General features: G+C 56.5%; 24 protein-coding genes. 19 read left to right on the top strand and 5 right to left on the bottom strand.

Going from position 1 to position 25,280, the window contains the following annotated elements; genetic code table 11:
* The first annotated feature begins 568 nt into the window (after window positions 1-568).
* The 3 genes from PB2503_RS14800 to PB2503_RS11700 all read left to right on the top strand — a co-directional run bounded on the left by PB2503_RS14800 (window position 569) and on the right by PB2503_RS11700 (window position 2,620).
* Window positions 569-1,012 carry a hypothetical protein gene (locus PB2503_RS14800; RefSeq protein WP_013301473.1) on the top strand — a complete coding sequence of 148 codons (444 nt, stop codon included), beginning with the start codon at window positions 569-571 and terminating at the stop codon, window positions 1,010-1,012.
* Window positions 1,009-1,950, top strand: a complete 942-nt coding sequence (locus tag PB2503_RS11705; protein WP_013301472.1) for a nucleotidyl transferase AbiEii/AbiGii toxin family protein — start codon at window positions 1,009-1,011, stop codon at window positions 1,948-1,950. The genes PB2503_RS14800 and PB2503_RS11705 overlap by 4 nt, the downstream gene beginning before the upstream one ends.
* A 376-nt stretch (window positions 1,951-2,326) precedes the next feature.
* Window positions 2,327-2,620: a hypothetical protein gene (locus PB2503_RS11700; protein WP_013301471.1), complete on the top strand. Its 294-nt coding sequence runs from the start codon at window positions 2,327-2,329 to the stop codon at window positions 2,618-2,620.
* 31 nt (window positions 2,621-2,651) lie between these two features.
* Here PB2503_RS11700 and PB2503_RS11695 read toward each other — a convergent pair whose 3' ends face one another.
* Both PB2503_RS11695 and PB2503_RS11690 read right to left on the bottom strand, forming a co-directional pair.
* Window positions 2,652-3,746 carry a hypothetical protein gene (locus PB2503_RS11695; RefSeq protein WP_013301470.1) on the bottom strand — a complete coding sequence of 365 codons (1,095 nt, stop codon included), beginning with the start codon at window positions 3,744-3,746 and terminating at the stop codon, window positions 2,652-2,654.
* A 144-nt stretch (window positions 3,747-3,890) separates the two neighbouring features.
* Complete coding sequence (locus PB2503_RS11690) at window positions 3,891-5,648, bottom strand: hypothetical protein (protein ID WP_013301469.1); 1,758 nt, start codon at window positions 5,646-5,648, stop codon at window positions 3,891-3,893.
* Between the two features lie 164 nt (window positions 5,649-5,812).
* On the opposite strand from PB2503_RS11690, the gene PB2503_RS11685 reads away from it, so the two are divergent.
* From PB2503_RS11685 to PB2503_RS11670, 4 genes are all read left to right on the top strand, one after another.
* Window positions 5,813-8,122, top strand: coding sequence for a hypothetical protein (locus PB2503_RS11685; RefSeq protein ID WP_148235278.1), 2,310 nt, complete (start codon window positions 5,813-5,815; stop codon window positions 8,120-8,122).
* Window positions 8,123-8,659: 537 nt separating this feature from the next.
* Entirely contained in the window at window positions 8,660-10,234 is a 1,575-nt protein-coding gene (locus tag PB2503_RS11680; protein ID WP_202944381.1) for a hypothetical protein, read from the top strand.
* A 328-nt stretch (window positions 10,235-10,562) separates the two neighbouring features.
* Complete coding sequence (locus PB2503_RS11675; RefSeq protein WP_013301466.1) at window positions 10,563-11,573, top strand: hypothetical protein; 1,011 nt, start codon at window positions 10,563-10,565, stop codon at window positions 11,571-11,573.
* A 46-nt stretch (window positions 11,574-11,619) separates the two neighbouring features.
* Complete coding sequence (locus tag PB2503_RS11670) at window positions 11,620-12,405, top strand: metallophosphoesterase (RefSeq protein ID WP_041534998.1); 786 nt, start codon at window positions 11,620-11,622, stop codon at window positions 12,403-12,405.
* Window positions 12,406-12,437: 32 nt separating this feature from the next.
* Here PB2503_RS11670 and PB2503_RS11665 read toward each other — a convergent pair whose 3' ends face one another.
* Together PB2503_RS11665 and PB2503_RS11660 are read right to left on the bottom strand one after the other, a co-directional pair.
* Window positions 12,438-12,944 carry a hypothetical protein gene (locus PB2503_RS11665; RefSeq protein ID WP_013301464.1) on the bottom strand — a complete coding sequence of 169 codons (507 nt, stop codon included), beginning with the start codon at window positions 12,942-12,944 and terminating at the stop codon, window positions 12,438-12,440.
* A 57-nt stretch (window positions 12,945-13,001) separates the two neighbouring features.
* Window positions 13,002-13,709, bottom strand: coding sequence for a response regulator transcription factor (locus PB2503_RS11660; RefSeq protein WP_013301463.1), 708 nt, complete (start codon window positions 13,707-13,709; stop codon window positions 13,002-13,004).
* A gap of 110 nt (window positions 13,710-13,819) precedes the next feature.
* Between PB2503_RS11660 and PB2503_RS11655 the strand changes: the two genes are divergently transcribed.
* The 6 genes from PB2503_RS11655 (at window position 13,820) to PB2503_RS11630 (ending at window position 21,010) form a co-directional block, all read left to right on the top strand.
* Window positions 13,820-14,578 (top strand): hypothetical protein, encoded by a 759-nt coding sequence (locus tag PB2503_RS11655; RefSeq protein WP_148235277.1) that lies wholly within the window; start codon window positions 13,820-13,822, stop codon window positions 14,576-14,578.
* A gap of 95 nt (window positions 14,579-14,673) precedes the next feature.
* Window positions 14,674-16,017, top strand: coding sequence for a sensor histidine kinase (locus PB2503_RS11650; protein ID WP_013301461.1), 1,344 nt, complete (start codon window positions 14,674-14,676; stop codon window positions 16,015-16,017).
* 212 nt (window positions 16,018-16,229) lie between these two features.
* Entirely contained in the window at window positions 16,230-17,432 is a 1,203-nt protein-coding gene (locus PB2503_RS11645; RefSeq protein WP_158305851.1) for a PH domain-containing protein, read from the top strand.
* Between the two features lie 131 nt (window positions 17,433-17,563).
* The gene (locus PB2503_RS11640) at window positions 17,564-18,658 is read left to right on the top strand and encodes a hypothetical protein (protein ID WP_013301459.1); all 1,095 of its coding nucleotides are present in this window, start codon (window positions 17,564-17,566) and stop codon (window positions 18,656-18,658) included.
* On the top strand, window positions 18,651-19,667 hold the full coding sequence (locus PB2503_RS11635) for an ATP-binding protein (RefSeq protein ID WP_013301458.1): 1,017 nt from the start codon (window positions 18,651-18,653) through the stop codon (window positions 19,665-19,667). The genes PB2503_RS11640 and PB2503_RS11635 overlap by 8 nt, the downstream gene beginning before the upstream one ends.
* Complete coding sequence (locus tag PB2503_RS11630; protein ID WP_013301457.1) at window positions 19,664-21,010, top strand: DUF2201 family putative metallopeptidase; 1,347 nt, start codon at window positions 19,664-19,666, stop codon at window positions 21,008-21,010. Before PB2503_RS11635 ends, PB2503_RS11630 begins: the two co-directional genes overlap by 4 nt.
* Window positions 21,011-21,057: 47 nt before the next feature.
* On the opposite strand, the gene PB2503_RS11625 is transcribed toward PB2503_RS11630, so the two are convergent.
* The gene (locus tag PB2503_RS11625) at window positions 21,058-22,353 is read right to left on the bottom strand and encodes a PH domain-containing protein (protein ID WP_013301456.1); all 1,296 of its coding nucleotides are present in this window, start codon (window positions 22,351-22,353) and stop codon (window positions 21,058-21,060) included.
* Between the two features lie 450 nt (window positions 22,354-22,803).
* On the opposite strand from PB2503_RS11625, the gene PB2503_RS11620 reads away from it, so the two are divergent.
* The 6 genes from PB2503_RS11620 to PB2503_RS11600 all read left to right on the top strand — a co-directional run bounded on the left by PB2503_RS11620 (window position 22,804) and on the right by PB2503_RS11600 (window position 25,032).
* Window positions 22,804-23,424: a hypothetical protein gene (locus tag PB2503_RS11620; RefSeq protein ID WP_013301455.1), complete on the top strand. Its 621-nt coding sequence runs from the start codon at window positions 22,804-22,806 to the stop codon at window positions 23,422-23,424.
* Window positions 23,369-23,677: a hypothetical protein gene (locus PB2503_RS11615; protein ID WP_148235276.1), complete on the top strand. Its 309-nt coding sequence runs from the start codon at window positions 23,369-23,371 to the stop codon at window positions 23,675-23,677. The genes PB2503_RS11620 and PB2503_RS11615 overlap by 56 nt, the downstream gene beginning before the upstream one ends.
* Window positions 23,674-23,904, top strand: coding sequence for a hypothetical protein (locus PB2503_RS14150; protein ID WP_013301453.1), 231 nt, complete (start codon window positions 23,674-23,676; stop codon window positions 23,902-23,904). Before PB2503_RS11615 ends, PB2503_RS14150 begins: the two co-directional genes overlap by 4 nt.
* A 28-nt stretch (window positions 23,905-23,932) precedes the next feature.
* Window positions 23,933-24,100: a hypothetical protein gene (locus tag PB2503_RS14595; RefSeq protein ID WP_013301452.1), complete on the top strand. Its 168-nt coding sequence runs from the start codon at window positions 23,933-23,935 to the stop codon at window positions 24,098-24,100.
* Window positions 24,097-24,621, top strand: coding sequence for a hypothetical protein (locus PB2503_RS11605; protein WP_013301451.1), 525 nt, complete (start codon window positions 24,097-24,099; stop codon window positions 24,619-24,621). The genes PB2503_RS14595 and PB2503_RS11605 overlap by 4 nt, the downstream gene beginning before the upstream one ends.
* A gap of 114 nt (window positions 24,622-24,735) precedes the next feature.
* The gene (locus PB2503_RS11600) at window positions 24,736-25,032 is read left to right on the top strand and encodes a hypothetical protein (protein WP_013301450.1); all 297 of its coding nucleotides are present in this window, start codon (window positions 24,736-24,738) and stop codon (window positions 25,030-25,032) included.
* The last annotated feature ends 248 nt before the right edge of the window (window positions 25,033-25,280 follow it).

The raw sequence follows: 25,280 nt of genomic DNA, 5'->3' as shown, positions 1-25,280 counted from the left end.
CAACACGAAAGGGCTGCACCACAGTTTGCACTACAAATTGCAAACAATCTGCACAACAAGCGAAGTTTTGAGTGCCATAGTGCGTTGAATTAATTTAATTTCAAGCACGATTACTGGGCGCGTCACTCGCGGTTCGGAATCCATTGTCGGCTCTTGGCGAAAGGGCAACCTGGTTTCGCTGCGTACGAGCTTCAATTCATAAATAAATTGGACCCCAGACCCTTTTGTTTAGTACGGATTGTGCCATTCCGGTGATTAAGAGACCTGCTTCCTCATTCTATAAAACATCGTAAAATCAATATCTTGCACCTGTGTCGAGAGTATTTATTGTCTTTGTTGTGCATGACGTTTTAATAAGAAATGTTGCATAGTATGGAGCATGACCTCTATATTGCGGGTGATGGAGACAGAACATGACAGCGCTTGCAAAACTAAAAAGGAAATTGCGCCCCGGACAGGTGTACCGGCGCAAGGAGCTTGCGACCTGGTCAAACGCTGTCGATCGACATGTTGGACAGCTGCTTGACGAAGGACGCCTCGAAAAGGTTGGGGCAGGGCTCTATATGATATGGCTCCGAAGAAAACTCGGTTCGGGCAGGCACCCGCCAAGCCGGAGAAGCTGGTTGAGTCATTCCTGGGGGATGACCGGTTTCTTATGGTTTCGCCAAACGCCTATAACAGCCTCGAATTGGGAACGACGCAGCTCTACAATGAGCCGGTAGTTTATAATCGCAAACGGCACGGCCATTTCGAGCTGGATGGCCGACGCTATGACTTCCGCATGCGGACCTCTGTTCCTTCAAACCTCAGCGAAGAATTCCTCCTGGTGGATCTGTTGCACAACCTCGATCGGCTTCCCGAGGAAAAGGCAGCAGTGCTTCCCAAGGCACTTAGGCGTGCGCGACGTATGGACCGCGCGCGACTGTCACGTGCGGTGAAGGATTTCGGATCGGCGCGGGCTGCAAGGCTCCTCAAGCCTGTATTGAACCCTGATCAGGCAACCGCCGCGTGACCCTCCTGCACGCACTGCCTGATTTTGCCGACCTCATCGCTGTTGCTGCGCGAAACAACACCATCGACCCGGGGCTCATCGAAAAAGACTACTGGTTGATGCACTGCCTCTGGGGACTGCAGCAGCTTGACTATAAGTTTGAGCTGAAAGGCGGAACTTCGCTGTCAAAGGGATACGGCCTCATCGACCGTTTTTCGGAAGACATCGACATCCTGATCCACCCAGAGACCGACCTCCAGTATGGCCCAAACCACAACAAGCCTGCGCAGGTAAAGGCGCGTCTCGAATTCTTCAACGGTCTGGCCGAAGCCATCAAAATTCCTGGCATTATCGAAGTGGTCCGCGACGAAGAGTTCGACGACACACGCCACTATCGCGGCGCAGGCATTCGATTGAAGTATGAGTCGGTGAATCCACTGCCAGAAGGGCTGAAGGCAGGCATCCTGCTCGAAGTCGGGTTCGACCAGGTGGCGCCGAACCGGCCATGTACGATTTCGTCCTGGGCTTACGAACTTGCAGTCGAGAGTGGGATTGCAGACCTGACCGACACCCGCGCGGTCGATGTGCCTTGCTATGAGCCGGGCTATACTTTTGTCGAAAAGCTCCAGACCATCTCAACGAAATTCCGAAAGCAGCAGGCGGACGGCGACATGCCTGTCAATTTCATGCGCCACTATTATGACGTGTACTGCCTGCTCGCTGACGCCTCAGTGAAAGAGTTCATCGGAACAGACGCGTACAAGGACCACAAGGCCAAAAGGTTCCGCAAGGCAGATGAACCGGACCTCACCAGGAACGAAGCCTTTCTGTTGAGCGACGCAGAAACGCGAAAGGCGTACGCGGACGCTTATGCGAAGTCACGAGCGCTTTACTACAGGGAGCCTGCACTCTTTGACGATATTCTGGCACGCATCAGCCGGCGCCTGCCGGAACTTTGAATGATCGTTGCTCGCAGGGAAACCTCTAACCCTCTAAAATAAAAGGAATTACTAGCTTACTCTTTTGTTGGGTGCGCCCTACCGCACCCATAGAGACCCTGAAATCGTAACGATTTCAGGGTCTTATTGTTTTTACTGAGTGCGTGTCATTAGTCGTGCTTCAATAAAATCAATGGATTAGTTCGTAGGTTCAAATCCTGTTCGCTGGACGAACCTATCGCAGAATGATGCTCCATAATTCAGCAATCGCCGGACCAACAAAACCGGTGGAGCACCTCAGTGGGGCAGAGCACTGTCAAGGACACCTTTTCGGACGCAAGAATATTCCGAAACGGTCACCAGTATTCTTGATCGTATCATATGGAAGGCGGAGGATGTGCTGAAGTCGGTGCGAGACCGTCAGGATTTTGCAATCTGGGGATTGTGCTCCGCTGATAAATTCATGGCGGCGAAGGCCGCTTACTTGCTGGAGGAGCTTCCCGTCAGTCAATGGCCTTGCACACATAGCAAGGACGTTATTACCGCTCTGTTCGAGGAGATGGAGCCGAATTGGGTGACCTTCAAAAGACAGGGCAAAAAGGGCAGCTATACAACGCAAAAGGAACGGCTTGGCGGTTTGCTGAAACAAACGAATTCTCAGAACAAACCGAAACCTGACGTCCAGAGTTAGAGCGCGCCATCGGGAATCTTGAGGCAATCACTCACTGCGAACACTCTCCAAGCGCTTTATGAATGACAGCTTTTTGTTGAGCGATATCGGCGCGTTTTAAGTGCGTCTCAAGCCGATCCAAGTCGAAACGAATGCGTCCCAACTCGCCCGTATCTAGCTCAGCATCCTGACCTGAATAGAGTGCGCTCATGGCGCTTTCGGATAGAGCTTTCCACTGACCACCGCCTTTACCCCACTCCTGGACCACTTCTCCATCAACACTCAGCGTACGTTTTTCCGGTATGGTGTTTTGTCCATTTTCTTTTGCAGAAATTATAATGCTGTAATAAGTCTCTTCTCTGCCGCGTGTCGCATCTATTTTGCCACCAACACTCACGCCAAGGCGAAACTGATCCGAAGAACGTTGTTCAGAGTCAATGAAAGCCGGATTGCGTACATACACAATTGCGCTTTTGGCAGACCAGGAAACAACAAAGTTTTCATAGGCCCGCTGCCCGTCACATTGAACCGGAACGTCCTTGCCTGATGTTGTCGGAGTGGCCAGCGTGCTCGACGTTATAGAAGCTTCACGCTTGTTAATCTCATCCATCAAATCATGCACAGCCAATCTGATCGTCCCGAGCTGTGTGCTTAAACTGTCCGTATCTTCTTTGATGAGTGCATACAGCATCGCACCCCCAGAAAATTCGCGTGCGATCAAAACGCAATGCGGCTTTGTCACATCATCCGCCGCCTCATAGCCAATGATGGGGATGTTCTTATCCATTACGGCATAGGCTTCGGGGTCTTTGATTTTTGTCAGAGCAAGCATAGCCTTAGCAAAGGGTTCATATTCAGCTTTTGTCTCGGCTGTTAGTAATGCGGGACACGAATCCAGCTCCGCCCGTGTTGCTTTTACTTCTTCAAAAGCCTGCGCCAGAGAAATATCTTTCCGCCTATCTGCCCAGAGTACGCTGATCGTATCTCTCCAGGCGCTATCATTGTGATATAGCCGCCAGAATTCAGGGGAGGCGTTATAACGAACCTGCCAGCCTCCAGTGGTGCTCCATTGCTGTGCATCCTGCGCATGGACTGCTCCCGTACCGGTGAGCATGCAGATAATGGCAAATAAGGCTCGTAGCTTCATTACGTCTGTATTCCCTTTAAGATTCAGCGCGCTGGGCACGCACGTTTTTAGATAGCTTCAAGGTCGAAATCGCGCGTTCGCCAATCGCAGCTTTCTTCGACGAACAGGCTGCCCTCGACCCGTGAAATGGAGCAGGGCCGAGACTTACTTCCCATTGATGATAGCGAGCGCATCGAGGCTATTGGTCGGACAAGCGGAGATGGCGTATTTCATTCCCTTGTAGACATCCGTCTCTTTGGTGCGTGCGGCCAGCAGGCGGTTCAGTTCAGCCGGCTTCTGCTCGTACCAGAACGCATAACTCAGGGTCTTGTACTCGCCATTGTCGTAGAATCCGGTTGGGCCGTAATTGCAGTAGAGTACGGGATAGCCGCGCTTCTCCAGTTCGAGGCCAACCGTACGCATGGCGGGAACCTGGCGCCGACCATCATTCGCCATGCCCATGCCGGTCCGGTAGGCGACGAGTTCTTCGTCATAATAGACATATCCCTGTTCCTTGGGACCGGGATTGCGGGCGCGCGCGGCGATGTTCTCATCCATGAATCGGCGGGCGTCGTCGCGCTCATAGTCGGCGCTGGCCGCGTTAGCCCCCGGAAACGAGAGACCTGCCCTTTGTGCCGGCGATAGCCCGTTTGCCCCGCGCCACAGGTTTTCGCCATATTGCCGGACGATTGGAGACGTGCAGCCTTCCGTACGCAGGAAACGGGCTGTTTCCCGGTCCGTAACGAGATCCCCCGCCACCTCTGTCAGCGTTTCGCCAACGAAAGAGAAGGGGGTGCGACCCTCAACCTCAGCCATGGAGTTCACGATCGACATCAGGAAAGCGGAAGCATCCTTCTTGTATTTGATATCCGCCATTTTCTCATAGGCTGTCGCAAACCGCGGTGCCATTTCGACGTGATACGAACTGGTCTGTGAGGTCATGCCATAACGTGTTTCAAACCAGGTCGCGGTGTAGGATGCCCGGTCTGCCGGGTTTGGCGGCAAGTAAGATTCGCAGACCTGATAGTACTGATCGACATAGGTGAGGTAGGCTGCAGCAAACTCGGCGGGGTGTTCAATGAAGGGGAAGTTCCCTTCGATGACATTGCGGGGCGTGTCGAAGTTTGCGTACTGTTTCCAATATGAACCGGGCTTGTAGACGATTCCAGGACGCCGATCTGAGACGAGCCTGCGGGCGTAAGCATTCTGCAGGTCAGTCTGCATTTTCGCGGCAGCTGTCTTGTGGCGGTCAAACATGGCGAGGATCATTTTCCGGTCATCACTCACGCCGTCATCAACGCGCTTGCGGTGTTCCAGAACGCTTGCCACAGTAAGGCGATCAACGGTCTGGGGGTGGCCGAGCAGGCCGTCCACCTCATAGGCCGGACGCCATTCTCCGACGCTCCCTTGGCGTTTCAGCCACATCCAGAAAACGGATTCTTCGGCGGTATCTGAATAGTCGAAATCCCGGGTCGTTTTCAGGTGCAGATCCTGAATATAGAATTCGACGAATACGCGATCCCTGGAGTGTTTCCACATCGGGTGCGCGCGCCATTCCGGAAAAACGTGATCGACATTGGGAAGGACGTGGTCAGCGATACGGGCGATCTCATCTTCCCTATAGTTCAGGCCGTCCTGAGCGGGGGCCTCCTTTTGGGGCTTTACTTTTGCCGGCGTCGCATTGAAGAACACGCCGTCTGCATCCGGTATGCGTTCGACGAAGATCTTGATTTCCTGATCGTAAAGGTTGGCCTGGTTCGGCCGGGCATTGCGATGCGTGACGATGGCCCCGTAATACTTTCCGCTTGCGTCCTCGTATAAAAGCCGGGCGCCCTGAATCTTGCGATCCTCCAAGCCCTGTGCGAACGCCGTGTGCAGTGACAGCATTGCCGAGATCAAAAGCAGGATGATGGTTCTCGGCATATGATATCCTTTCTGGTGACGACGAGGCAGCCGTCATCTGGGAAGGCAGCCAGCATACGACGCGTACCAGAGAGGGAAAGTCACCAAAACGGTTATTGGGGACGTCCCTTTCCTCTGGCTCACTCATGGGCTTGAATGGCAAACAGGCCATTGAGAGGGACGTCATGGGCAATTGCCGGGGGACTGTCGGGCAAGTGAGGCAAGGCAAGGTACGGGACGCGACTGTCCTGCAGGTCATATGTGCAGGCGTGCTGATGGTGCTCGCGGCCTGCGATAGTTCCTCCGCTGAGGAGCGATCAGAGCCATATGCGAAGACGGCGGTTACCGAATTGCCGGCATCCTGGTCTGGCTTCGTGCTCGAGTCGCGCAAACCCTATCCGGCGACGCTCAGACTGGACGTCGATGGAGCCGATGTGCAGGGTGTCCTCAGGGTTGAATCCCTCAACGGCGCCGTGCCACGCCTGACGACGGCTGATGCGGATATCCCCGTCGAAGGGACATATGATCCCCCCGTCGGAGTTCTGTCACTGACCACGCAATCGGGAGACCGCCGTGGCGAACTGATCTTTGATGTTGCGGTGAGCGATGTCGGTTCCGTCGCTGTCGCGTCTGAACAACGCCATATCAATGGACGCGGTGCGCAGCGGGCACGTGCGGTATTTGCGACGGACCGGGACAAGAAGGCCACGCTGGAGAGGATTGCGGTTCTGTCTGCGGCTTTCGAAGGCTGGCGCCCGGATATGGAGAAGGGAAGCTGCCCCGCCGCACTGGCGGCTTGGCGCGATGAAGCGCTGGCGTTCCAGGAGACGCGCCGCGACCCTGTGGAACAGTATGATATCTTCTATACAGACGCGTTCAGGAAAGCCTTTGGTGCGCCCTATGAGACCGTCGACCCGGAGCGGCTGAAGCAGAATGCCAGCTTGTTGCGCGGCGCCTGCCGGCCGGAAGACCGGGTGCGGGGCAACGAGACGAACCAGCTCGCCTATATGATAGGGCTGGGCCAGCCGCATCAGGATCATCTCCTGTGGCGGTTCGAAAGCGAAGCGGCCAGCCGGTGGGTCGAGACACGGTCAGATGTCCTGAAGAGCGATACTCCGATGACGTCCGCACAGCTTAACTTGCTGGATACGATGTGGCGCGGGATCGGCATCGGTCGGTATGGCTACAATGTCAGTGACTTGAACGCGGACATTGAACGGCGCAAGGCGATCCTGCGGGCAGAAGAAAATCGCGCCGACATGCTGGCGTTCTATGACCGCTACAAGGACCGGTTTGACCTGCTGATCGAAGTCGCTCGCAATCACGCAAATCAGGATGAGGATTTTCTGGCTGAGGTGCAGGACAAACTGGATACCTATCTTGAGCCCGCGAGTGAGGTCTACGCCCGCGACGCAAACAATGTCAGCGAAGCAGAATACATGCTGGCCTGGGCTGTGCAGGCCGGAACCGCCGATCTGTGCCCTCTGAGCAAGCCCGCCACGTGCCGCAGGATCGGCAAGCGGTTCGAGGCCCGCGTGACCGACATGGCAAAGGACTTCGCCGATGCCCTCGAACAGGCCGCAGCCCGGCGCACTGACAGGAATGACCGGTCACTCGAACAGCTGGCGACGCAGGTCACATTCGCCGGGGATATGGACATGCTCTACGGCGACCTTCTGGAGATTGGAAAACTCACGGATAGCTGGGCGGATGTGACGGGTACCCGCCAGCAGCTACAGAAGCGCCTGGCAAAGCCGTTGCAGGCAGAGCTTGATGGTCTCTCAGGAGCTGACGCGCTGACCGGGTTTGAGCGGCGTTATTTCTTCAACGATGATCTGGCCCAGAAGGGGGTCCGAAAGATTGCCACAACCCTCGACAAGCGCCTCGCTGATGAGGCCCCGTTCCGGGGGCTGGAAGGCGGGGATTATCTCAATGCGCTGGTCAATCAGGATTTTGCGCGTTTGCGGGAACTGGATGCCCACTATACGCGCGGCTATCGCCCGATGATCGCGCTCGCCGGGGCTAGTCTGTCGATGCTCAACCCGGCGGCTGGGCCGGCCATGGACAAGGAACTGGCCAATCTGTCTGCGATTCATGGCGTGTTTGGCGCTTATCTCCTGAATTATCAGGATGCCTGGCCGAAATGCCTGAAAGCCAGCGATCCGGTGTTCGAAGTGACAAAAAGCCAGTCGACGGTAACGCGAGATGAATTTGGTCAGGAGATCTCGCATGTTACCAATTGGACGACGCGAGATCAGTACAAGGTGCCGGCCTCTCTTGCGGGCTATTTCCAGACCCTGTGGCGCTCTGATCCCCGAACGACGGACGCCCGTTTCATGGATTGGCTGCTGAATGACCGCAAAACCAATGGGCTGGTCGACGGTCTTGATGGCGCGATGAAACAGCATGGCTGTGACAGCCCCGCCGTCAGGAAACTGGAGCAGGGCATGATCACCTATTACGGAGATGTCAGCCGCCGGCTGGGGCGCCGGTGAGCTTCTGAAGCGATTGGTGTGGGAGGCAGGATGAACTGTGAGGCTCTCACGCAGGCGTGTAACCCGAATGGTTAGTTGTTCAGATGGTCAATTTGGAGAAAGCTTAGAGGCTTAGCGGACGCAACGAAATGGAACGGAATGATACCCAGTTGGAACATATACGAAGCCGTTATTGCGTTTCTATTGGTGCCGATGGTCATCTCATCGTGCGCTCATCGGCCGGCAGGGCGCGAGACGGAAATCTCCGATGTTGCGCCGCCTAGAGCGGTCTCGCCAGCCGAGCAGTACGAGGTATGGTTCAACAATTTTGCGACGGGATGTTTCACCCCTGACTATAGATTGCTCGCAAAGGCATTGTCTTGCGTCGATGAGGAAGCATGCGAGAGCAAGAAACCAGTTCCAAGTATATTTGTGAGTAAGTTATCGGAAGAATAGTAGTTTTTTTCGAAAGAAAGATGAGGCCGCACGTCTATTAAGCGTCAAAATGCCGAAGACGATACGCTCACCGATTACTGGAATTGCAATGCCAGAATCAATGTGGGCCAAGGCATTGGTTTGATAGATCTACGAGTTCAAGCGCCGCATTTTTCACCGCCTCTTTCGGGCGATGTGGGAGAATATCTTGGAAACACCAAAGACAAGATTGATCAGATCATGATTATGAGCCGAGTGATATTACTGATTTCTGCGTTCGCGCTCGCGGGCTGCTGGCAATCGGAAGACAGAATTTACATGGCCGAGGATTATTTTATCCCGGTTAAGAGCGAACTTGTATCGATAAGTGATGAATTCGGGCCGCTCGGAATTTACGAAATCAATTCTGAAAACCAATATCGGCCCGTCTTCCGGGATGCTGAACCAAACTCGTTTGAGCAAAAGTTTCGCGTGTTCAATATAGGACTGGTACCGATTGACCGAATGGCGACATACAAAGAACCGCACGAAGACTGGCAGGCAAATCGAAATTTCTCCAAATCGGTTTTTGAAGATGGCGACACAACCATGTTCGTGTCTGTTGCAGAACAAGAGGGGCAGGCGGGCCAATTGCTGTTTGCCAGTTTTGTCTCCAATGATGTCTTCGGCATTTGCTCCACTCTCCTTCAACAAGGAAAGGGCTTGCATGATGAGTTTTCGCAGTTCGCTTCGATGCGCGCCTCCGGACACGCCTTCACGAGAAAAGCCGGGATAGCCATGCTGGTCCTTGCCGAGGCAACGGAAGCGAAGGGCCACAGCGAACTTGAGTGCGACGAATATAAAATAAAAGCTCATGCAAAGGACGAACGAGCTCAGCTATTCGAGGCCGCTCGCGCTGGCGACGTCCTGCGTACGGCGCGAACCGAGGAACTTGCGGCTGAGGCGAGAAACGAAGCGGTAGAGTTGGCTGAAGCGCGAGCTGCACGACAAGCCTCTCAAAATGACGCGGCACCTAAAGAGACAAATGTTTCAACTGCCGAACAATATGCCGTATTGCAGCAAGAGCTGTCCGACTTGCACCGCGAAGCCTACGATATCAATGCTCTAATTGACAGAGAGCGTTGGGGGACATTGGAAGGCGTGAGCGGAAAGTACTTTGGTGTTGATCGACGCTTCCGTGACCGTGGGCTTCTTTTCAAGAGCAAGATGCTTTGCCACAACCTATCGGGCTATCAGTCGATTTACGTGACAATCACCCACGCGGCTTCTCCGGGAACAAATGCCGCTTGGGTTATGCGAAACAATCATGTGCCAGTCCGAATAGAAACGGAGCGCGGCACCATTACCCACCACGCCGCGTTAGAAGTCATCGACAATACTCGGTATACCAACACACTGCGGATCATATTCGCAGATATGATCCCATCAAAACTCGATAATAAATATATTCAGGATCCGGCGTTGCTGGAGCGAACGCGGCGTCAGGCCGAACTTTTTGGAACATCCGTAGAAGCGTTGACCAGAATGGGGATCAGTTTTCTCTCACTAGAAGATGCGATGCACTCAAAGACTATCAAGATCTACGCGGACATCAGGCAAAACGGCGCTGTTCGGACAGTGATGCTGGGCGATTTTGGGTCAGAAGCCAGTGAAAAGGGGCTGGGAGGGTTTCATGCGGCTTGCCTATTTAGCCAATAGTCAGGCTTCGTGTTCCCTCGTATTGCCGAGAAGGCGTGCATTCTGAATGAAAGCTGATTCACATTACCGGCGCATACTTTTTCCGGTGCTGCTTGGCCTTTCAGCCTGTGCGACAGCGTCCTCATCGGAGGAGCCCGCCGCATGGGAGTCGAAGGTGCGCACATGTTGTGACAGGGAGTATGAGGGCCAGCCCGTCCTTATCTGCCCTTTTGTCTGCTACAGGAAGCCTCAGCGCGATCCGGAACCGGAACAGTCCGAGAGCGATTGCAACGCTCCGGAGCGTTCGCCAAGCTAGAGAACCAGTACAAGTAAAAGGATACCTGTCAGAATGCCTTCCGGGCAATCATCCCACCCATTCGCCACTCGGTTTTTCAGTTCGGGCACGCCGGGCGCCGGGTTCGAATACGATCTTCGCATCTATCTGGACGATCTGTATAAAGAAGACTTCTGTGAACGGCTCGCTGCAGAGTATCCGGGCAGGGATGTCGTCTACAACCTCCTGCTCTTCTATGCCGATGCCGCTCAGACTCTCTTCTGGAAGCAGGATGACCATTATGACGAGGCGCTGAGAGCGTTTTCTGTCCTTGTTGGCCGCATAGCGGAGACGGATCTCGATCTCGATGACCTCTTTTATGTGTTCGACATTATCGAAGGCTTCTTCGACTATGAGCAAGAGGGCGAAGGTCCGGATCATCTCCCATGGTTGCGTCAGTCCATTCAGGCGCTGTCCGGCCTTTTCCAGGAAGAAAGGTACCGGAAGGCAATCGAGGACGCACTGGGCGACAAATCCCGCGCGGATTTCGTTTATCTCATATCCATTGCCGGCTGGTTCTACGGCGCGGACGAATTCGACCTGTATATGAGTTTCGTCACGCGCCGGCCTGACCTCGTGCTATCCAACGCCCGCTATTGGCTGCTGAACGTGAGTGATGAGCAATGCCAGCGCTTTATCGCATGGGCGCGGAGCTGTTTGCCTCCCGAACAGCTTTCCGGGCCGCTTTCGCGAACAGAGGAGTACACGAAGACGCAGAAGGCGATCCTTGATGTGGTCATATCTGAACGGGTGCATATTCTCAGAAGTCCGCAGGACCGGCGTGATTTCATGGCCTGGGGACTGCGCTCTGCCGACAAGTTCATGGCGGCGAAGGCAGCTTATATGCTTGAGGATATTCCGGTATCCGAATGGCCGGAGGGGAGTCAGGCTATTGTCGAAGAACTGTTCAGTGAGATGCAGCCGCATTGGCTTTCCTACAAGGGGCTGCGCGGCAAGGGCGCATACGTCAAATCGAAGGACAGGCTTGGCGATCTGCTCGAAAAGGTGAAGGGTGCCGGCAGTTGAGCTGCGGGATTGCCGGGTCTGTTTGGAATGTGGGTGAGGCTAGGGAATGAGCCGCTTATGCATCATTGGCGATGTACACGGGATGCTCGCGCCCCTGCGTTTGCTTGTCCGCGAGCTGGATCTTCAGCCTTCCGACAAGGTCGTCTTTGTTGGCGACCTGATCGACAAGGGGCCGGACCCGGCAGGCGTGGTTTCATATGTCGAAGACCTTCGTCGCAGCGCGGGCTGCGAAGTGGTGCTCGTCGAGGGAAACCATGAAGACCGCATGCGCCGCTATCTTCGCAACCTCGTTGTGCGTCCTGCCGTGGCAAAGGCACAGGCCGAGCGCGCGCCCGAACTTGCGGACCTGAGGTCACAATTGGACGATCGCGGTCAGGCGTTCCTGGACTGGTCCGTGCCATTCCACCGCTGCGCGGCCTATGGCGTGCTGATCGTCCATGGTGGCATCCCCGGAACGATGCAGGAGTTTCCGGCTTCTCTCGAAGCCGCGTCCATGCTCGCCGGCCATGAATCAAAGCGGCTTCAGAAGATCCTGCGCACGCGGTACCTCGATGCGGACACCGGGGAATTTCTCGCTCTTGGCAAGCAGGCCGAAGGAGACCCCTTCTGGGCGGAAGTCTATGACGGGCGTTTCGGGCATGTCGTTTTCGGGCACCAGCCCTTTCCGGATGGACCGGCGGAATTCCCCCACGCAACGGGGATCGATACCGGCGCCGTGCATGGTGGCGGACTGACCGCGCTCGTGTTCAATCCGGGTCGCCCGCGATACTTCGTGACGGTCGAGTCCGATTGCCACATTCCGTACCGGGGCGGCGCATATGACGGGGACTGAAATATGCCCCCCGCGCGGTCTGACGCGCTTTCCTATGCGGGCTTGGCGAAGGGGCTGAGTATCCACCAGACAAGGCTTACGATGACCGGGCCGAGTGCGCCCAGAAACAGGCTGGCAAATACATTCCCGCTTATCAGCACGAGGACCGCAAAGGGAAATGCGGAAAGGACGAGCAGCATGCCATTCGTCCGGCTGAAGCCCGACCAGCCAACAACGCCGAGCCAGATTCCCTGCAGTGCGACCGCCCAGAAGGGCATCGCGCCGCCATTCTCGACGGTCGCGGGACCCGGAATCGGATAAGCCAGCATCTTCAGGATGAGCGGCCATTCCGGTGCATTGCCGGTTGCGTCAATAATGCGCCGTGTACGGTCAGGATCGTCCCGTGAGAGCCCGCTCGTCGCACCATTCAGGAAGTCCTCAACCGAGCCCAGCCAGCTCTGATACAATCCCCAAGTCAGCACGATGTACGCAATAGCAAGGGCAAGACCGACCTGAAGAGGGCGTGATTGCTTGAATTTTCCGATGATGCCATCGCTCATATGCTGTCTCCACGGTAATTGATTTGATGCTTTCGGTCGTTCGGGGCGGGTGGCACACTAAGCCTGTGAGCCAGGCACCAGACGATAGCCGAGATCCTCGCTGAGGAGGCCGGGGGCGCCGCCAACCGCGGACAGGACGCGGCGGAGACGGCTGACCGCCGTGTTAATGACCGTGTCCTGTGGGGGAAGGTTCGGGTAGTCGGTCCAGACCTCGCGCCAGAGCGCCTTCCGGCTGACCCATTCGCCCTGCCGTGTCGCGATGGCGTTCAGAAGCGCAAAGCTTTGCGGGCGTAAGTCCAGCTTTGTATCGCCAACCAGGGCCGTAGTGCTCAACTGCCTGAGTTCGAGGGTGTCGAAGAACAGAACGCTGTTGGGAACGCGGCTTGACGAAGCACGGCGTGCAACCGCACGCAGGCGTGCCCGCAGTTCCTCCGGATGGAAGGGCTTGTCGATATAGTCGTCAGCCCCCGCTTCAAGCCCCGCGACATGATCGCTGACGCTAGTCAGCCGGCTGGTAACGAGGATTCCGGGGCGCGGGCCTTCCAGCGCATTCAGCCAGGCGAGATAATCGAGGCCTTCGCTCCCGTCAGCCAGCATGCGGTCAAGGATCACGATGTCGGGCATCTGTTCGGATGTCCGGCGCTTGGCGCCATCGACCGTGTCAGCTGTGGTGACGTCATATCCGAGCTGGCTGGCCTCGTGCACCACGAGACCTGCGATGTCGGCATCATCTTCCACAACGAGCACGTGATTGCGTGTATCCATGTTTTCCCGCCTCTATGGGATTGCCACTTTTACCTAGCACTGCGATTGAGTTTCTCCACCTAACAAACGAGGTTTGCAGAAGCATGCAGGTGTTCAGGGATTTCAGCGCGATGGCAATGCTCTGCCTTTTTCTGGCGGGATGTGCTGTCACGCCAGCGCCGGACATGGCGGATACGCCTGTTGATTCTTCTGTCGCTTCGTCACTGTTCCGCGCCGAAGAAGCTTACCGTGCCCGCCGCAGCGAAAGCGATGCGGCGGGAATGGCCGAAGCGGTACGCGATCGTATGACTGTGTTGGCGGCCCTGGATATATCCAGTCGGATTCACCCCAGAGTACGCGATGCATTCCTTGCATCGACCCGGATAATGATGGACGAAACCCGGGAGATGGCAGCAGACGATGCAGAGATCCTCGCCGGGATCGAACGCATGTTCGCGATGGAAAATCCAGCCGGGGAGGGTGTGTTTTCCGGGCTATTCGGTAATGGGGTGGTCAGGTCCTTGCGCAAGGTGGATGTCACAGTCGGGATGGAGATGGACATCTTTCTGTCGGCCGGCATGACTGAGGAATTGCGCCTGCCCGTCGTCAGGGATGCCGGAACAACAATATTTGTCGAACCGTCGCGGGAATTCGCCGGCTTTGTGCCGGATCTCGCGCTCTCGGTTCTGCCTGTAGCGGCATCCGGCGGGACGGCTGCTGAAGGTTGCGAGACGGTTTCCGATGGCGGGCGCCTTGCCTGCTTTGTGCCGGCGGGCACGCATACGGAGATCGATCTTGTCATCACCAACCGGAGCGAATCACGCGTAAGCGTCGTCGTCTTTGTCAGCGGCGATGCGCGGAGCGTTGGCACGGCCCTCGCGAGCGAATAGATGCCAACCCGAACGGTTATGTGACACGCATGTGCTCGGCCGGTACACATGGGCGAGATGGTTGCATGAATGCCGGAATGATGAGGCGCTGAGATTTGATCCGGAGTTTTCGGTCCCCCTTCCAGATATCCCTTCTGATCAATCTGGTCGTGACACTCGGCCTTGCCGTGATTGCCGGCCTTGCGGCAACGGCGGCAATTGATGGCGCGGTCGACCGGACACTCCGCGAGGAAATACGACGCGATATCGCCTTGCTGACAGAGCGGATGCAGGACCGGGATGTCCTGCCGCCCGTGGCAAGCCTGACCGCATCGCTTGGCCAGCGCCTGTTCGATGATGGCGGTGAGGATGCACAGTCCGTCTACATGCTCGTCCGGTCTGATCGGAGTGTTGTTGCCGGAAATGCAACGTCCTGGCCCTCTGAGACGCCCCTGGAAGAGGGATGGACCGAAATGGACGCTGCCGAGCTTGGCCTGGGCGAGGGGGCCATGCTCTCGCGGATAGAAGCTGTCGATAATGGGTTTTTCCTGCTCGTCGGCCGCCGGCTGACGGCGCGGCAGGCTCTGATTCAGAATTATGTGCCGGTCCTTGTAGGGGCCGTCCTGTGTCTTGGTGTCGTCAGCACATTGCTCTTCATCTTCCTGAATCGCCGCTACCAGCGCCGCGTCCGGGCGTTCAACCGCGTTTTCGACCGCGTCCGCACCGGCGAGATTGCCGCGCGTGTGGAGCCCGGCTTCCTCACCCCTGAAGGCGATGAGCTGTCGACTCTGGGGGCAAATGTGAATGAGGCGCTGGCTGAAGTGGCGCGCCTGATGCGGGGGCTGGATTCCTATAGCCAGGTCGCAGCGCACGAGCTAAACCATGCCGTCTCGATCATGCGGGAGCGGTTCCTCGCTGCGGGCGATACCGGCGCAGCGCAGGATGCTGAACAATTGCTGGACCTCGTCTCGCACATTCTGGAACTGGCGAAGATCGAGGCGACCCCGGGCTATGCCATGCAGCCCGTTTCGCTCGCGGAAACAGCGGCCTCGGTGGCAACGCTCTATGCCGATACGTTCGAAGACCGGGATATCCGGTTCGGATTGCAGCTGCCGTCGGATGACCGGATGGAAGTCATAGCATCTGCGCCGCTGCTCGCCAGTGCCATCACGAATCTTCTGTCCAATGCCGCGAAATTTGCCCCGGAAGGATCGGCGGTTTCGCTGGTGCTGGCCGCGACTGACCGGCATTTCAGCGTGATCGTTCAGGATGAAGGGCCGGGCGTTGCGACGACCAGCATTGCCGAACTCGCCGGCGCGGGCCGCAAGGCTGGCCCCGGCAGTCATGGATTCGGGCTGAGGCATGTTCAGGCCGTTGCGATCCGCCATGGGGCGCGGCTGACGCTCGCCAACACGAATCCGGGCCTGAAAGTGTCCATCGCTTTCGTGCGGCCGTCATAACCCGTCTGGTAAGTTGCGTCATCCAGCCTAACCGCCGATACAGGAAAGCGTGGGGAAACAGTTCCGCACGGCATATTAGTATTCTCGCGTGAAGGGGGCATCGTAACGTGCAGCGAGGTCAGTTCAAACAGCTATCCCGTAAGGGACAGACAGTTCTTCGGATGCGTCCCGCATGGACCAGCTATTGGCGGAGCGGCCTTGCGGCTGTGGTGGTGACTGGTCTCTGGTTCGTGCAGCGTGAACTGTTCGATGGACTGGCGCAGCGCCTTGGCATTCCTGTGGAACTTTCGGGCCTCGGGCTTGCCATCGCGCTACTGCCGATCGTCGCGGGCGTCGCCTATCACCGCTATACTCACGCCTATGAGATCGAGAATGGACGCAAGCTGCGCCTGCTTGCCGGCTTCATTTCCCGTGTGAAACGGGAATTTCCGCTGACGGACAAAGTGCAGACGGATATGGGGCAGACAATTGCCGGACGCCTCCTCAACTATGGAACGATCGCTTTCTGGACCGGCGATGACCGCAGCCGGCTCGAATGGCGCAACGCCCCCGATCCTGATCGCATTATTGCCTTTCTGGATGAGCTGAAATCCAGTGTATCGGAAGCGTCCGGTGACCGCGCTACGACACATTCCGATGCGCTGTCTCAAGATGTGTCCCGCATGCCCGCTCCTCCAACGCTGAAGGAAGCAAAGTCAACGCGCCACACGCATTTCGGGAGAGCAGCCGAGTACAAGGAACTCAAGGACATGGTGGCCAAGCGTATCACGACGCCATTTGGTGATTATGTAGACAATGATGACGGGACCGTCTCTCATAGTGCCAGCGGACTCATGTGGCTGCGAGCGCCTTGGGGCATGGTCTGGACAGGACAAGGTTTTTCAGGCGAGCCGATCCTCATGCGCTGGGGGGACGCTGTAGACCTGTTCGGGTGTGGGGAAGCTGTCGGTTACAATATTGGCGGCACTTTCGCCTATATGGGGCATGAAAAACGCGCAGCTTCTGCATTCGAAAACGGTTACAAAAAAGGCAAATGCATCATCGATGCGGCCGGCTACAAGGACTGGCGCCTGCCTACAGCCGGAGAGCTCAGCAGGTTCGCCCCATTCCTTCATAAGCATGCTGGCGAGGATACGTATCTTGAAACAAGACTGCCCGCAGATGAGGAATCTGACTGGTGGTGGAAAATCGGGGCAAGCAAGGCACATTTCGAACGCCTGTACCCCGAACTGTTCGGGACTGGCGTTCGGTTGTGGACGGCGACAGGTCTAGGGGGCGGGCTTGCCTGGGCCTATGATGGCTCCATGCCGGCCGGAGACCACAAGACAGGAGGCGCGATGGGTGTGATGTTCGTCCGTCGCCTGACTGGAGGTGAACTTCATGCTCCAAAGACAATCGATGAGGAAGTGAGTTGATGAAACTGTGCGAGAGGATTCCGGAAGGTCATAACAGGATTTGTCAGTTCACTTATCCGGTATTGACGAAATAGGTATGCCTTACCGCGGGCAGGATTGGACCGCATTCATCCAGTCTGGAGATTTTTGCCGTGCGCGTGATCGATGAACTCATCAGCTATCTGTGGCGGAACCAGAAGCTGAATAACGAGGACATCTACTGGCTGTCTAATAATGACTATTGCGACGTTAGCGAGTTCTACGACAGTGGCTATGATGAATACTGGGAACGCGATCACGCCGCTTCGGACAACGAGGAAGACGTTGACGTCGAAATCGATGAATTTGAGAAGCGTAAACCTCGACCGAAATCGGGTATTCCTACGGGGCAAAACAACCTTATTGATGATCTGGTCGCGCGTCTTGCTGCGCAGCGGGAGGATGCCTCTAGGGCGTTGCAGGCGTTTGGGCGCTTTTCTTCCAGCGACGGCGCTCCGGAGACAATCGGTGAAATTGCAAACCGTCTTGCACGCGCAGATACGGAAGCCGTGATCGACGCCGTTTCGCAGGTTCTCTACAGTTCAGAGGAAGGCCTTTCCGTAATCACGCGGATCATCACCTGCAACTATATCCATGTGAACATGGAAGGACGTGCGGGGCCGGCTTGCCGGGCTTACCGGAAAATAATCGCCGCGCGCGACATCGGCGCCGTTGGCAAATACAGCTGGATACTGAAAGAGCCGGAAATCGCCGTTGCTTATGCGGTCGCCTGCGCGCAGGCACGTCTGGCGCGGGCGCTTGGTCATCTCATGGCGACTGGTGACAAGGCAGTTGCGCGTGCGATCATGCCGTTCGATGCGGACGCTTTCTGGTTCCTGTCCCTGCTTCTGACGGCGACTTGCGCAGCAGGCGAGCGCGTGGGCTGTCCGCCCGGTATCATTGCGCCGCGCGCTCACCCTTTGCCGTGTTTTGATGATTTGTATCATCTGGTTGATCTTGCGCTTGGCGTCGTCGAAGGCGATGGAAAGGCGACGATTCTGGAAGATGCCTCTCATCCCGTCGCGGCGTTTTTTCTGTCGAGGGTTCAGGGCACCCGTCCTGTTCGCGGACAGGAGGCGATCAGCGCGTTGCGCGCGCGCCAGCGCGACACAATCAGAGGGCTCAGCGCCCTTGATATATGGGACAAGGCCTACCGTCCGCCGGAGGTCTTCGACGACTGGAAATCCAAGGGGGGAAACCATGAATGAGACCGTGACGCTCTCTCAGGCCAAGGACATCATCAAGGCGCTTGCGGCGGATGAAAGCGTTCTCCTGCTGTCATCGCCTGGCCTTGGAAAATCCGACATCGTGCGCAGCGTCGCCGCAGAGGCGGGGCTCGAATGCCGCTCGCTTCTGGGCACGCAGATCGCGCCGGAAGATGTCAGCGGGGTTCCGAAGATCGATGGCGAGCGCTCCGTCTTCTGCCCGCCGCGCATCCTGCTTCCTGAGAGCGGGGAGCCATTCTGTCTCTTTCTCGATGAATTGCCGGCCGCCGGCCCGGATGTGCAGAAGGCATTCTACGCCTTGCTGCTGGAGCGGCGGATCGGCGAGTTCGACCTGCCGAAAGGCACATGGGTTGTCGCGGCCGGCAACCGGGCGGAAGACCGTGCGCTGGTGCGCACCATCTCGTCCGCGCTCGTCAATCGCGTCCTCATCCTGCATGTGCGCGCAGACAATGAGGAATGGATCAGCTGGGCGCGTGCCAACAATATCCGTTCAGAGATTATTGCCTTTATCGCCGCAGTGCCTGATGCGCTGATGCGTCCGGCGTCGACCGAGCCTGTTCCGTTTTCCACGCCGCGGGCCTGGGCGTCGCTGTCGGCCAGCCTGGACCTTACCGAACGCGCAGGCCTGCCGCTGGAACAGACCCGCCGCGCGCTCGCTTATGGCAAGGTCAGCGCCGGGGATGCGAGCCTGTTTTGCGGGCTGGCGGAGAGCGGCATGGAAGACCTGAAGCCCGCATCCGCCTATATCCGCGATCCGTCGCTCTTGCCTGTTGAGCCTGCGAAGAAATGGTTCATCATCCGCATCATCCGGAAGATGGCAGCAGAAGGCGGCCTCAGCGAATTCTCTCCCGATGAGATCGAGCACTTCCTGTCCGCCGCACCGGGCGAGGTAAGGTTCTCGCTGCTGGTCGGCCTGGTCCGCATCTGGGGGGATCTGGGCGCGAGCGACAGCCTGTTGTCATCCCTCAAGGAGGCCACGGGCCTGAGATGAACGCGGCGGCGGACACTCTGAAGCTGGCACAGGCGTATGCGCAGCGCGCACTGAACAATGTCCGCAATCTCCAGCCCTATCTGGGCGACCTTGCCGATATAGTGGTGATCCATGTCGAACCCCGCATCCCGACGGCCGGCATTACCGCCGATGGCTGCCTGTTCGTTAATCCGGACTGGTTCCTGTCGCTGTCCGGGCCGGAGGCGATCTATGTCATGTCCCATGAATTGTGGCACCTCGTCCTGCAAAGCCATGCGCGCGCGGGGGCGGATGATGCGTGGCATGTCAATGTCGCGCATGACTGGATCATCAACAGGATACTGACGGATGAGCTGGGCATCATGCCGCCGAAGAATGGCCTGTGGCTGGGCGACGCTGACAATCACTCGGCCGAGGAGCTGGTGCGGTGGCTGAAGGATGGCAACATCCTTTCGCCTGCGCGCCGGTCGGTCTGGGATGCCGAGGCCGGCAGACCCGATCAGCGGACGCCAACACCGTTCGAAGAGGCGCTGCGCGGAACCCATCTCGCCCCTGTGGAGGCCTCCTCCGGCGATGACGCGCCAGCGGACTGCCCGGGTGATATCCTGACGGAAGAAGATCTCAGGCGCCTGTCCATCACTGTGCCGGTGATCGCGGTCCCGTTGATCTCAGATGGAGGATCGGCCGGTGATGCCGTCGCGGCTCGTGCGGAGGCATTGCGGCTGGCAGCAGATGCCGCGCTCAGCACGCATGCCGTTGTCACCTCCGCCCTGCGGTACCGCCATCCGGATTTTACCTATCCGCATTTGACCGCGACGCTTGATATTATCGCGACGAATGACCGGATACCGGTCGAACTTGCCCTGCAGAGCGGGATCGACATGACCGCCCCGAAGGTCAGGACCTATCGCCGGGCCTCGCGCCGGCAGGGCACGCGGCAGGATATTGTCTTGCCGGGCCGGCGGCACGAGGGATGGGCGCTCAACCTGATCCTCGATACATCGGGCTCGATGACCGGGGTGCTGCCGCGGCTCCTGTCGCTGATCAAGGCATCGGCCAAGGCCGCCGGTGTGTCGCAGGTGCGGATCATTCAGGCATCGGATGATGTAGCCGCTGACGAAACTGTTGATATTGACGGACTCGAAAGTTTCGAAGTCTGGGGATATGGCGGGAGCGACCTCACGGCCGCCTTCGACCGGCTGTCGGAAGACCCGGACACCGAACGTGTGATCGTACTCTCCGACATGGCCATTCGCTATCCCGCCGAGCCGCCGCCTTATGACGTTGTCTGGTTCGCGATCCGGGAACACTACGGGACGCCAGTTGCGCCGGAATACGGCACATTCATCATCCTCAATGTCTGAGCGTCGATGCGCCTTATCGCAATTGTCCACAGACTGGCAGACGGAAATCAGTCATTCTCGGCAAGCTTTTCGAGTGTCGTGCGATGGGTACGGATCGCCTCTTCGATCATCTGCTGTTCCTCCAATTTGTAGTTGGTATTCACCTTTCTAAGTGTTGTCTCATCGACGAGAGGAGCAAGGAAATCGCGCAGATGCGGTCGCTTGATCCACGCCTCGCAAAGATAGTCGTCAAATGCTGGGCGTGCGGGAATTTCATCACAAGGCTGGATCAGTAATTCATCAAGGGCTTTGCGTATGGTTGTATCGTCGGCCCATGTGGCGACCCATTGCGCAGAGCCAGGGCTGTGTTTTGCAATTTCCTTCAGTTTTCTCTGGCGCCGGAATAGGAAATCGCGGTGTTTCCATATCGCATCGCACAATGCACCATAGATGAAGACGCCGTTCTCCACTGGCTCGCCTTCGACCGGCAATAAGGTGGTGCGCATCTCGTCTGCCGGGTCCGGCGGCGACTGGTCATAGTAAGGCCTGGCGACGTGGCTTCGCCTCAGGACGAGCCCGGATACGGGGGCCGGAATGACGACATCGGCGAACTTGCCGCTGCCAAACAGCGTTTCATCTTCCGTCATCAGTATCAGCGTGAGCAAGGGTTCGCCTTTGGCTACAAATTGCTGTGGTTCAACGGCGGATTTAAATTCACCGCCGATGTGGCGCATGAGGGAGGGGTGAAAACGGGTCAGTACGATCGCGCGATCGGCGAATATCGTCCCTGCCGGCGTATGGGGGAGCGGCGGGGTGGCGGGATCGGGCGGATTTATCCGTGAATTGGGTTTTTCTGTTCGTGCGCTCACGGCGTTTCTCGAGGGCTTGCCCGCAGCGTCGTCTGTATTCAGCGCCAGTACCTTGATCTCGGCTTCCAGCCGGTTCGGGGCGGCGACGTTCACCCAGCTTTGGCCGCTTTGGTCGTCCCCAGTCCAGAAACGCAAGGTGCCGTAACCAAGCAAGCGGCTGAGCACGGTCTGCTTCAGGTCAGTCTGGATTTTGTCGGATATCAGAAACTCGCGGCGGTCGCGGGCGATAAAGCCGATGGTCGTGCGCAGCCGCCGCCCACTTTCGATCTGGTAAGCGCGCGTGTAGCGGTGAAATAATATCCCCGCGATGATCAGCAAGGCTGGCGCAAGGCTTACTAACGTCGCGATTTCCTGAAGTTGTGCTGGTGTTTCCAGATAAGCACCCCTGACCTGCGGGAAAGCATATGCGCTTGCGGCTAGCGCGGCGACCGCGAGCCATGCCTTCCAGTATGAAGCCCATGCAGGCCGATAGGTGGCGATATCGCTCCCGTCCATGATCTCAAGTTTTTCCTTTCTGTGTCATTTGCCGCTACATCGCGCGCCAATTTCGGCTTTTCCTGCTTGTGATGAGCCATTTTTGCTTACCTCAGGAATATTCAGAATATCTGGCCGCAAGGTAAACCAGAACTACAGCAGCGGCAAAGTAACCATATTGGTTTGTTGCCAGGTTTCGTGAAATGCCGTGTTTGGATATGTCATTTTTTCGATTTGGTTTGAGGAGGCGGCATGGGGTCAAAATCAAAATGGCGTGACCGGGTGAAAGTGGTCCAGATTTGATGTTAGATTTTCGGCGAATTCTTCGGGGCAGGCCAGGTCTTGGCGCCTCGTCCAGATTTCCGGGACTTGCCCAAACATCAACAGACTGCCTCACCCCTGTGAAGGCGGGCAAGCTTCGCGGCCAAGAAAATTAGACTGGGTGAATACAGTCGTCGGGGAGTTAAATTCATGAGTGATCAGAATGGATTGAGGGAACACGCGGCACGCTTTAACCGCGTCTTCTTTAGAGTCATCATCATTTCTCTGATCATCGGTGTTATGATCAGTATCGGATTTAATATCACGAAAGCTGAAGCCACCCCGCAACCGCTCTCTCAGAAGCTCTCCACCGAATATCCTGACCCTTTCAAGCTGATGCGGCGTGCTCAATCCTGCTATGCGATTGATCCGGATGCCGATTACTGGGGGAATGATGACAATCTCACTTCCTATCAACAAGATTGGCGTCGTGTCTTTCTGGCGGCACAGTTCATGTCTGTCCTGCATGGCTATGATTTGTTTGGGGCCGGATACCAAGGACAAACCGGTCTGAAACTAGATCCCACTGCGATGGAACTCGTTCTGGAATTTGGCGAAGATGACTACGACGCCTGTGCAGCTGAGGTTCAGACGGTCCTGCCGGGAATGAACGGTCTCCTCATGTCTGTCTACGTACCGCAATGGGATGCGGTTCTAACACGGCATATGGAAGCGATTATTGACGATAAGGCATATTTCGGAGTGCCGCGCCGTGATGACCAAGGCCGTAGATGTTTTGAAGGCGACGCCGGACATCTTCACAGCTCATGAAAAGGACACAGCCGATGTGCTGATCGCAAAATACACAGCGCACGCATCGTTCTGGGATTCACAAATCACAGGGAAGCAATATGCCGCGAATTCGAGGCTCGACGTGATCGCCATCCTGAAAGGTTTGCAGAATTCGGGGCTGAATGTTGTAGACTCCAATATTAGAGATGCAACCTATGCGTTCTTTCTTACGAGCTCCCGGCGCTGCGAGTCCCGCCGCGCGTACATTAACGAAACAATGGATGCTAAATGACGCGCTCGGTGTATCTCGGCTTGATGCACTTGCTTAGTGCCTATGCTTCAACCGATCAGCCTGCGCCTCAAACCGTGGACTGGCCGAGTGGATGTTTTGAACTGCCATTCGATGAAAATCCTGATGGCAGTGCGCCGATAGCCTGCACAGCGACAAACGGACAAAACTCAGATCAACAAGACGACAACAAATCCGATGACGAAGACGACACCCCCAAAAGCAACTGATCCGCTACTCACGCATGAAGCTTTGCACATGGCCTCGTTTCTGATGCGAAGCGTAGATGCCGAGTTACTGGAACATCCGGCGATCCAGGAGAATGAGGACTGGTCCACGCTGGCTGAAAAAGCCCATCAAGCACTCTTCGTTCTCTATCAATCCATCGGAGCTGAGTCCCTGCGTGATGGAGGGAAAGAGACATGATCCGTGGTTTGCTGTTTGTGTTGAGCGCTTTGGCCTGCTTTGCGGGTGGTGTCCAAAGCGCGTCTGCCCAGTCGAATGAATATCATTGGGTGAATGTCTGTAATCGGGGCGATGTCGATCTGCACTACGTCGTCTTGAGAACACGCTGGAATCTCGGCCAGGGCGATCGTGCGCAACTTTCCGGCTGGCATACGATCCACAAAGGCAAATGTGAGGATGTGAACACGTCCGTCTATCAGGGCATTGCTATCGGCTTTACCCATGCGCTCATGAATGGCGGGGTCGGCAATCCGGTTTACCATCCACAGGATGCGCAAGCAGCAAGCGGGAATAAACGCGCGCCTGCGGTCCTTTGCGTTCCACAAAGCGGCGCGATCAACCGCAAAGGTAGCCTATCATCTGTGCTTTCGGCTGCGAGCCCGCCCTGTTCAAGTGGGACATACCCGCTACGCATGTCGTTCTATTCGAAGCTGGGGGAATATGCGCCCGTCCCGAAATTCATCATCAAGCCACGTTATTAAGCGGCGCTTGCAGCCTGGCCGGAAGAGCTTCGAGCAGTAGAAAAAGTCCCGGAGCACAATGAACAGAAATCTGGCGATGTCCCCGCCTGGAAGAGTGTATCTTCCGGAGAAGTTATGGCGCGTATCCGCGGGGACAATTACACGGCAGCATGTTGGGATAGTCTCGTAGCAAGCTCGTTTCCCCTGATGAAGATGGATAAAGAAAAAGGATGTGTGTGTCTGGCGGACGCATTGATCAATGGCGAGAGTGAGGAGACACTACTATCAATCGATATGAATTTACGCGTTCGTGGAGAAGATATCGACTTAACGGGAAACAAAGACAAAGATTTTGATACGGTCATCAACACCTTTATTCCTGATGCACGGATGACATCCTACATGAGCAATTGTCAGCAGGCACAGCATTGAGGTCACACGCTTAAAAATCCGAATACGAAGTAAGAAAAGCGTTATCGAGTGTTTTCGCTAGCGCAGAACCTTACCCGAAGCGATAAATGAGAGTTGTCTCCTTGCTGTAGTGGCTCTGCGATCGTGAAACACTTTGTTGGTTCCGCTTAAGGAGGATTTTTGGTTCATCGTAACTGATCCAACGAGTGTTGAACTCGACGCCGAGCGCCTTTGCGGCCCTACTTGAACCAGCTTGGAAAATCGCATGA

Source organism: Parvularcula bermudensis HTCC2503 (assembly GCF_000152825.2).
Lineage (GTDB): Bacteria > Pseudomonadota > Alphaproteobacteria > Caulobacterales > Parvularculaceae > Parvularcula > Parvularcula bermudensis.
The sequence above is the reverse complement of the archived record's forward strand: the minus strand, read 5'-3'. Positions and strand labels throughout refer to the sequence as shown.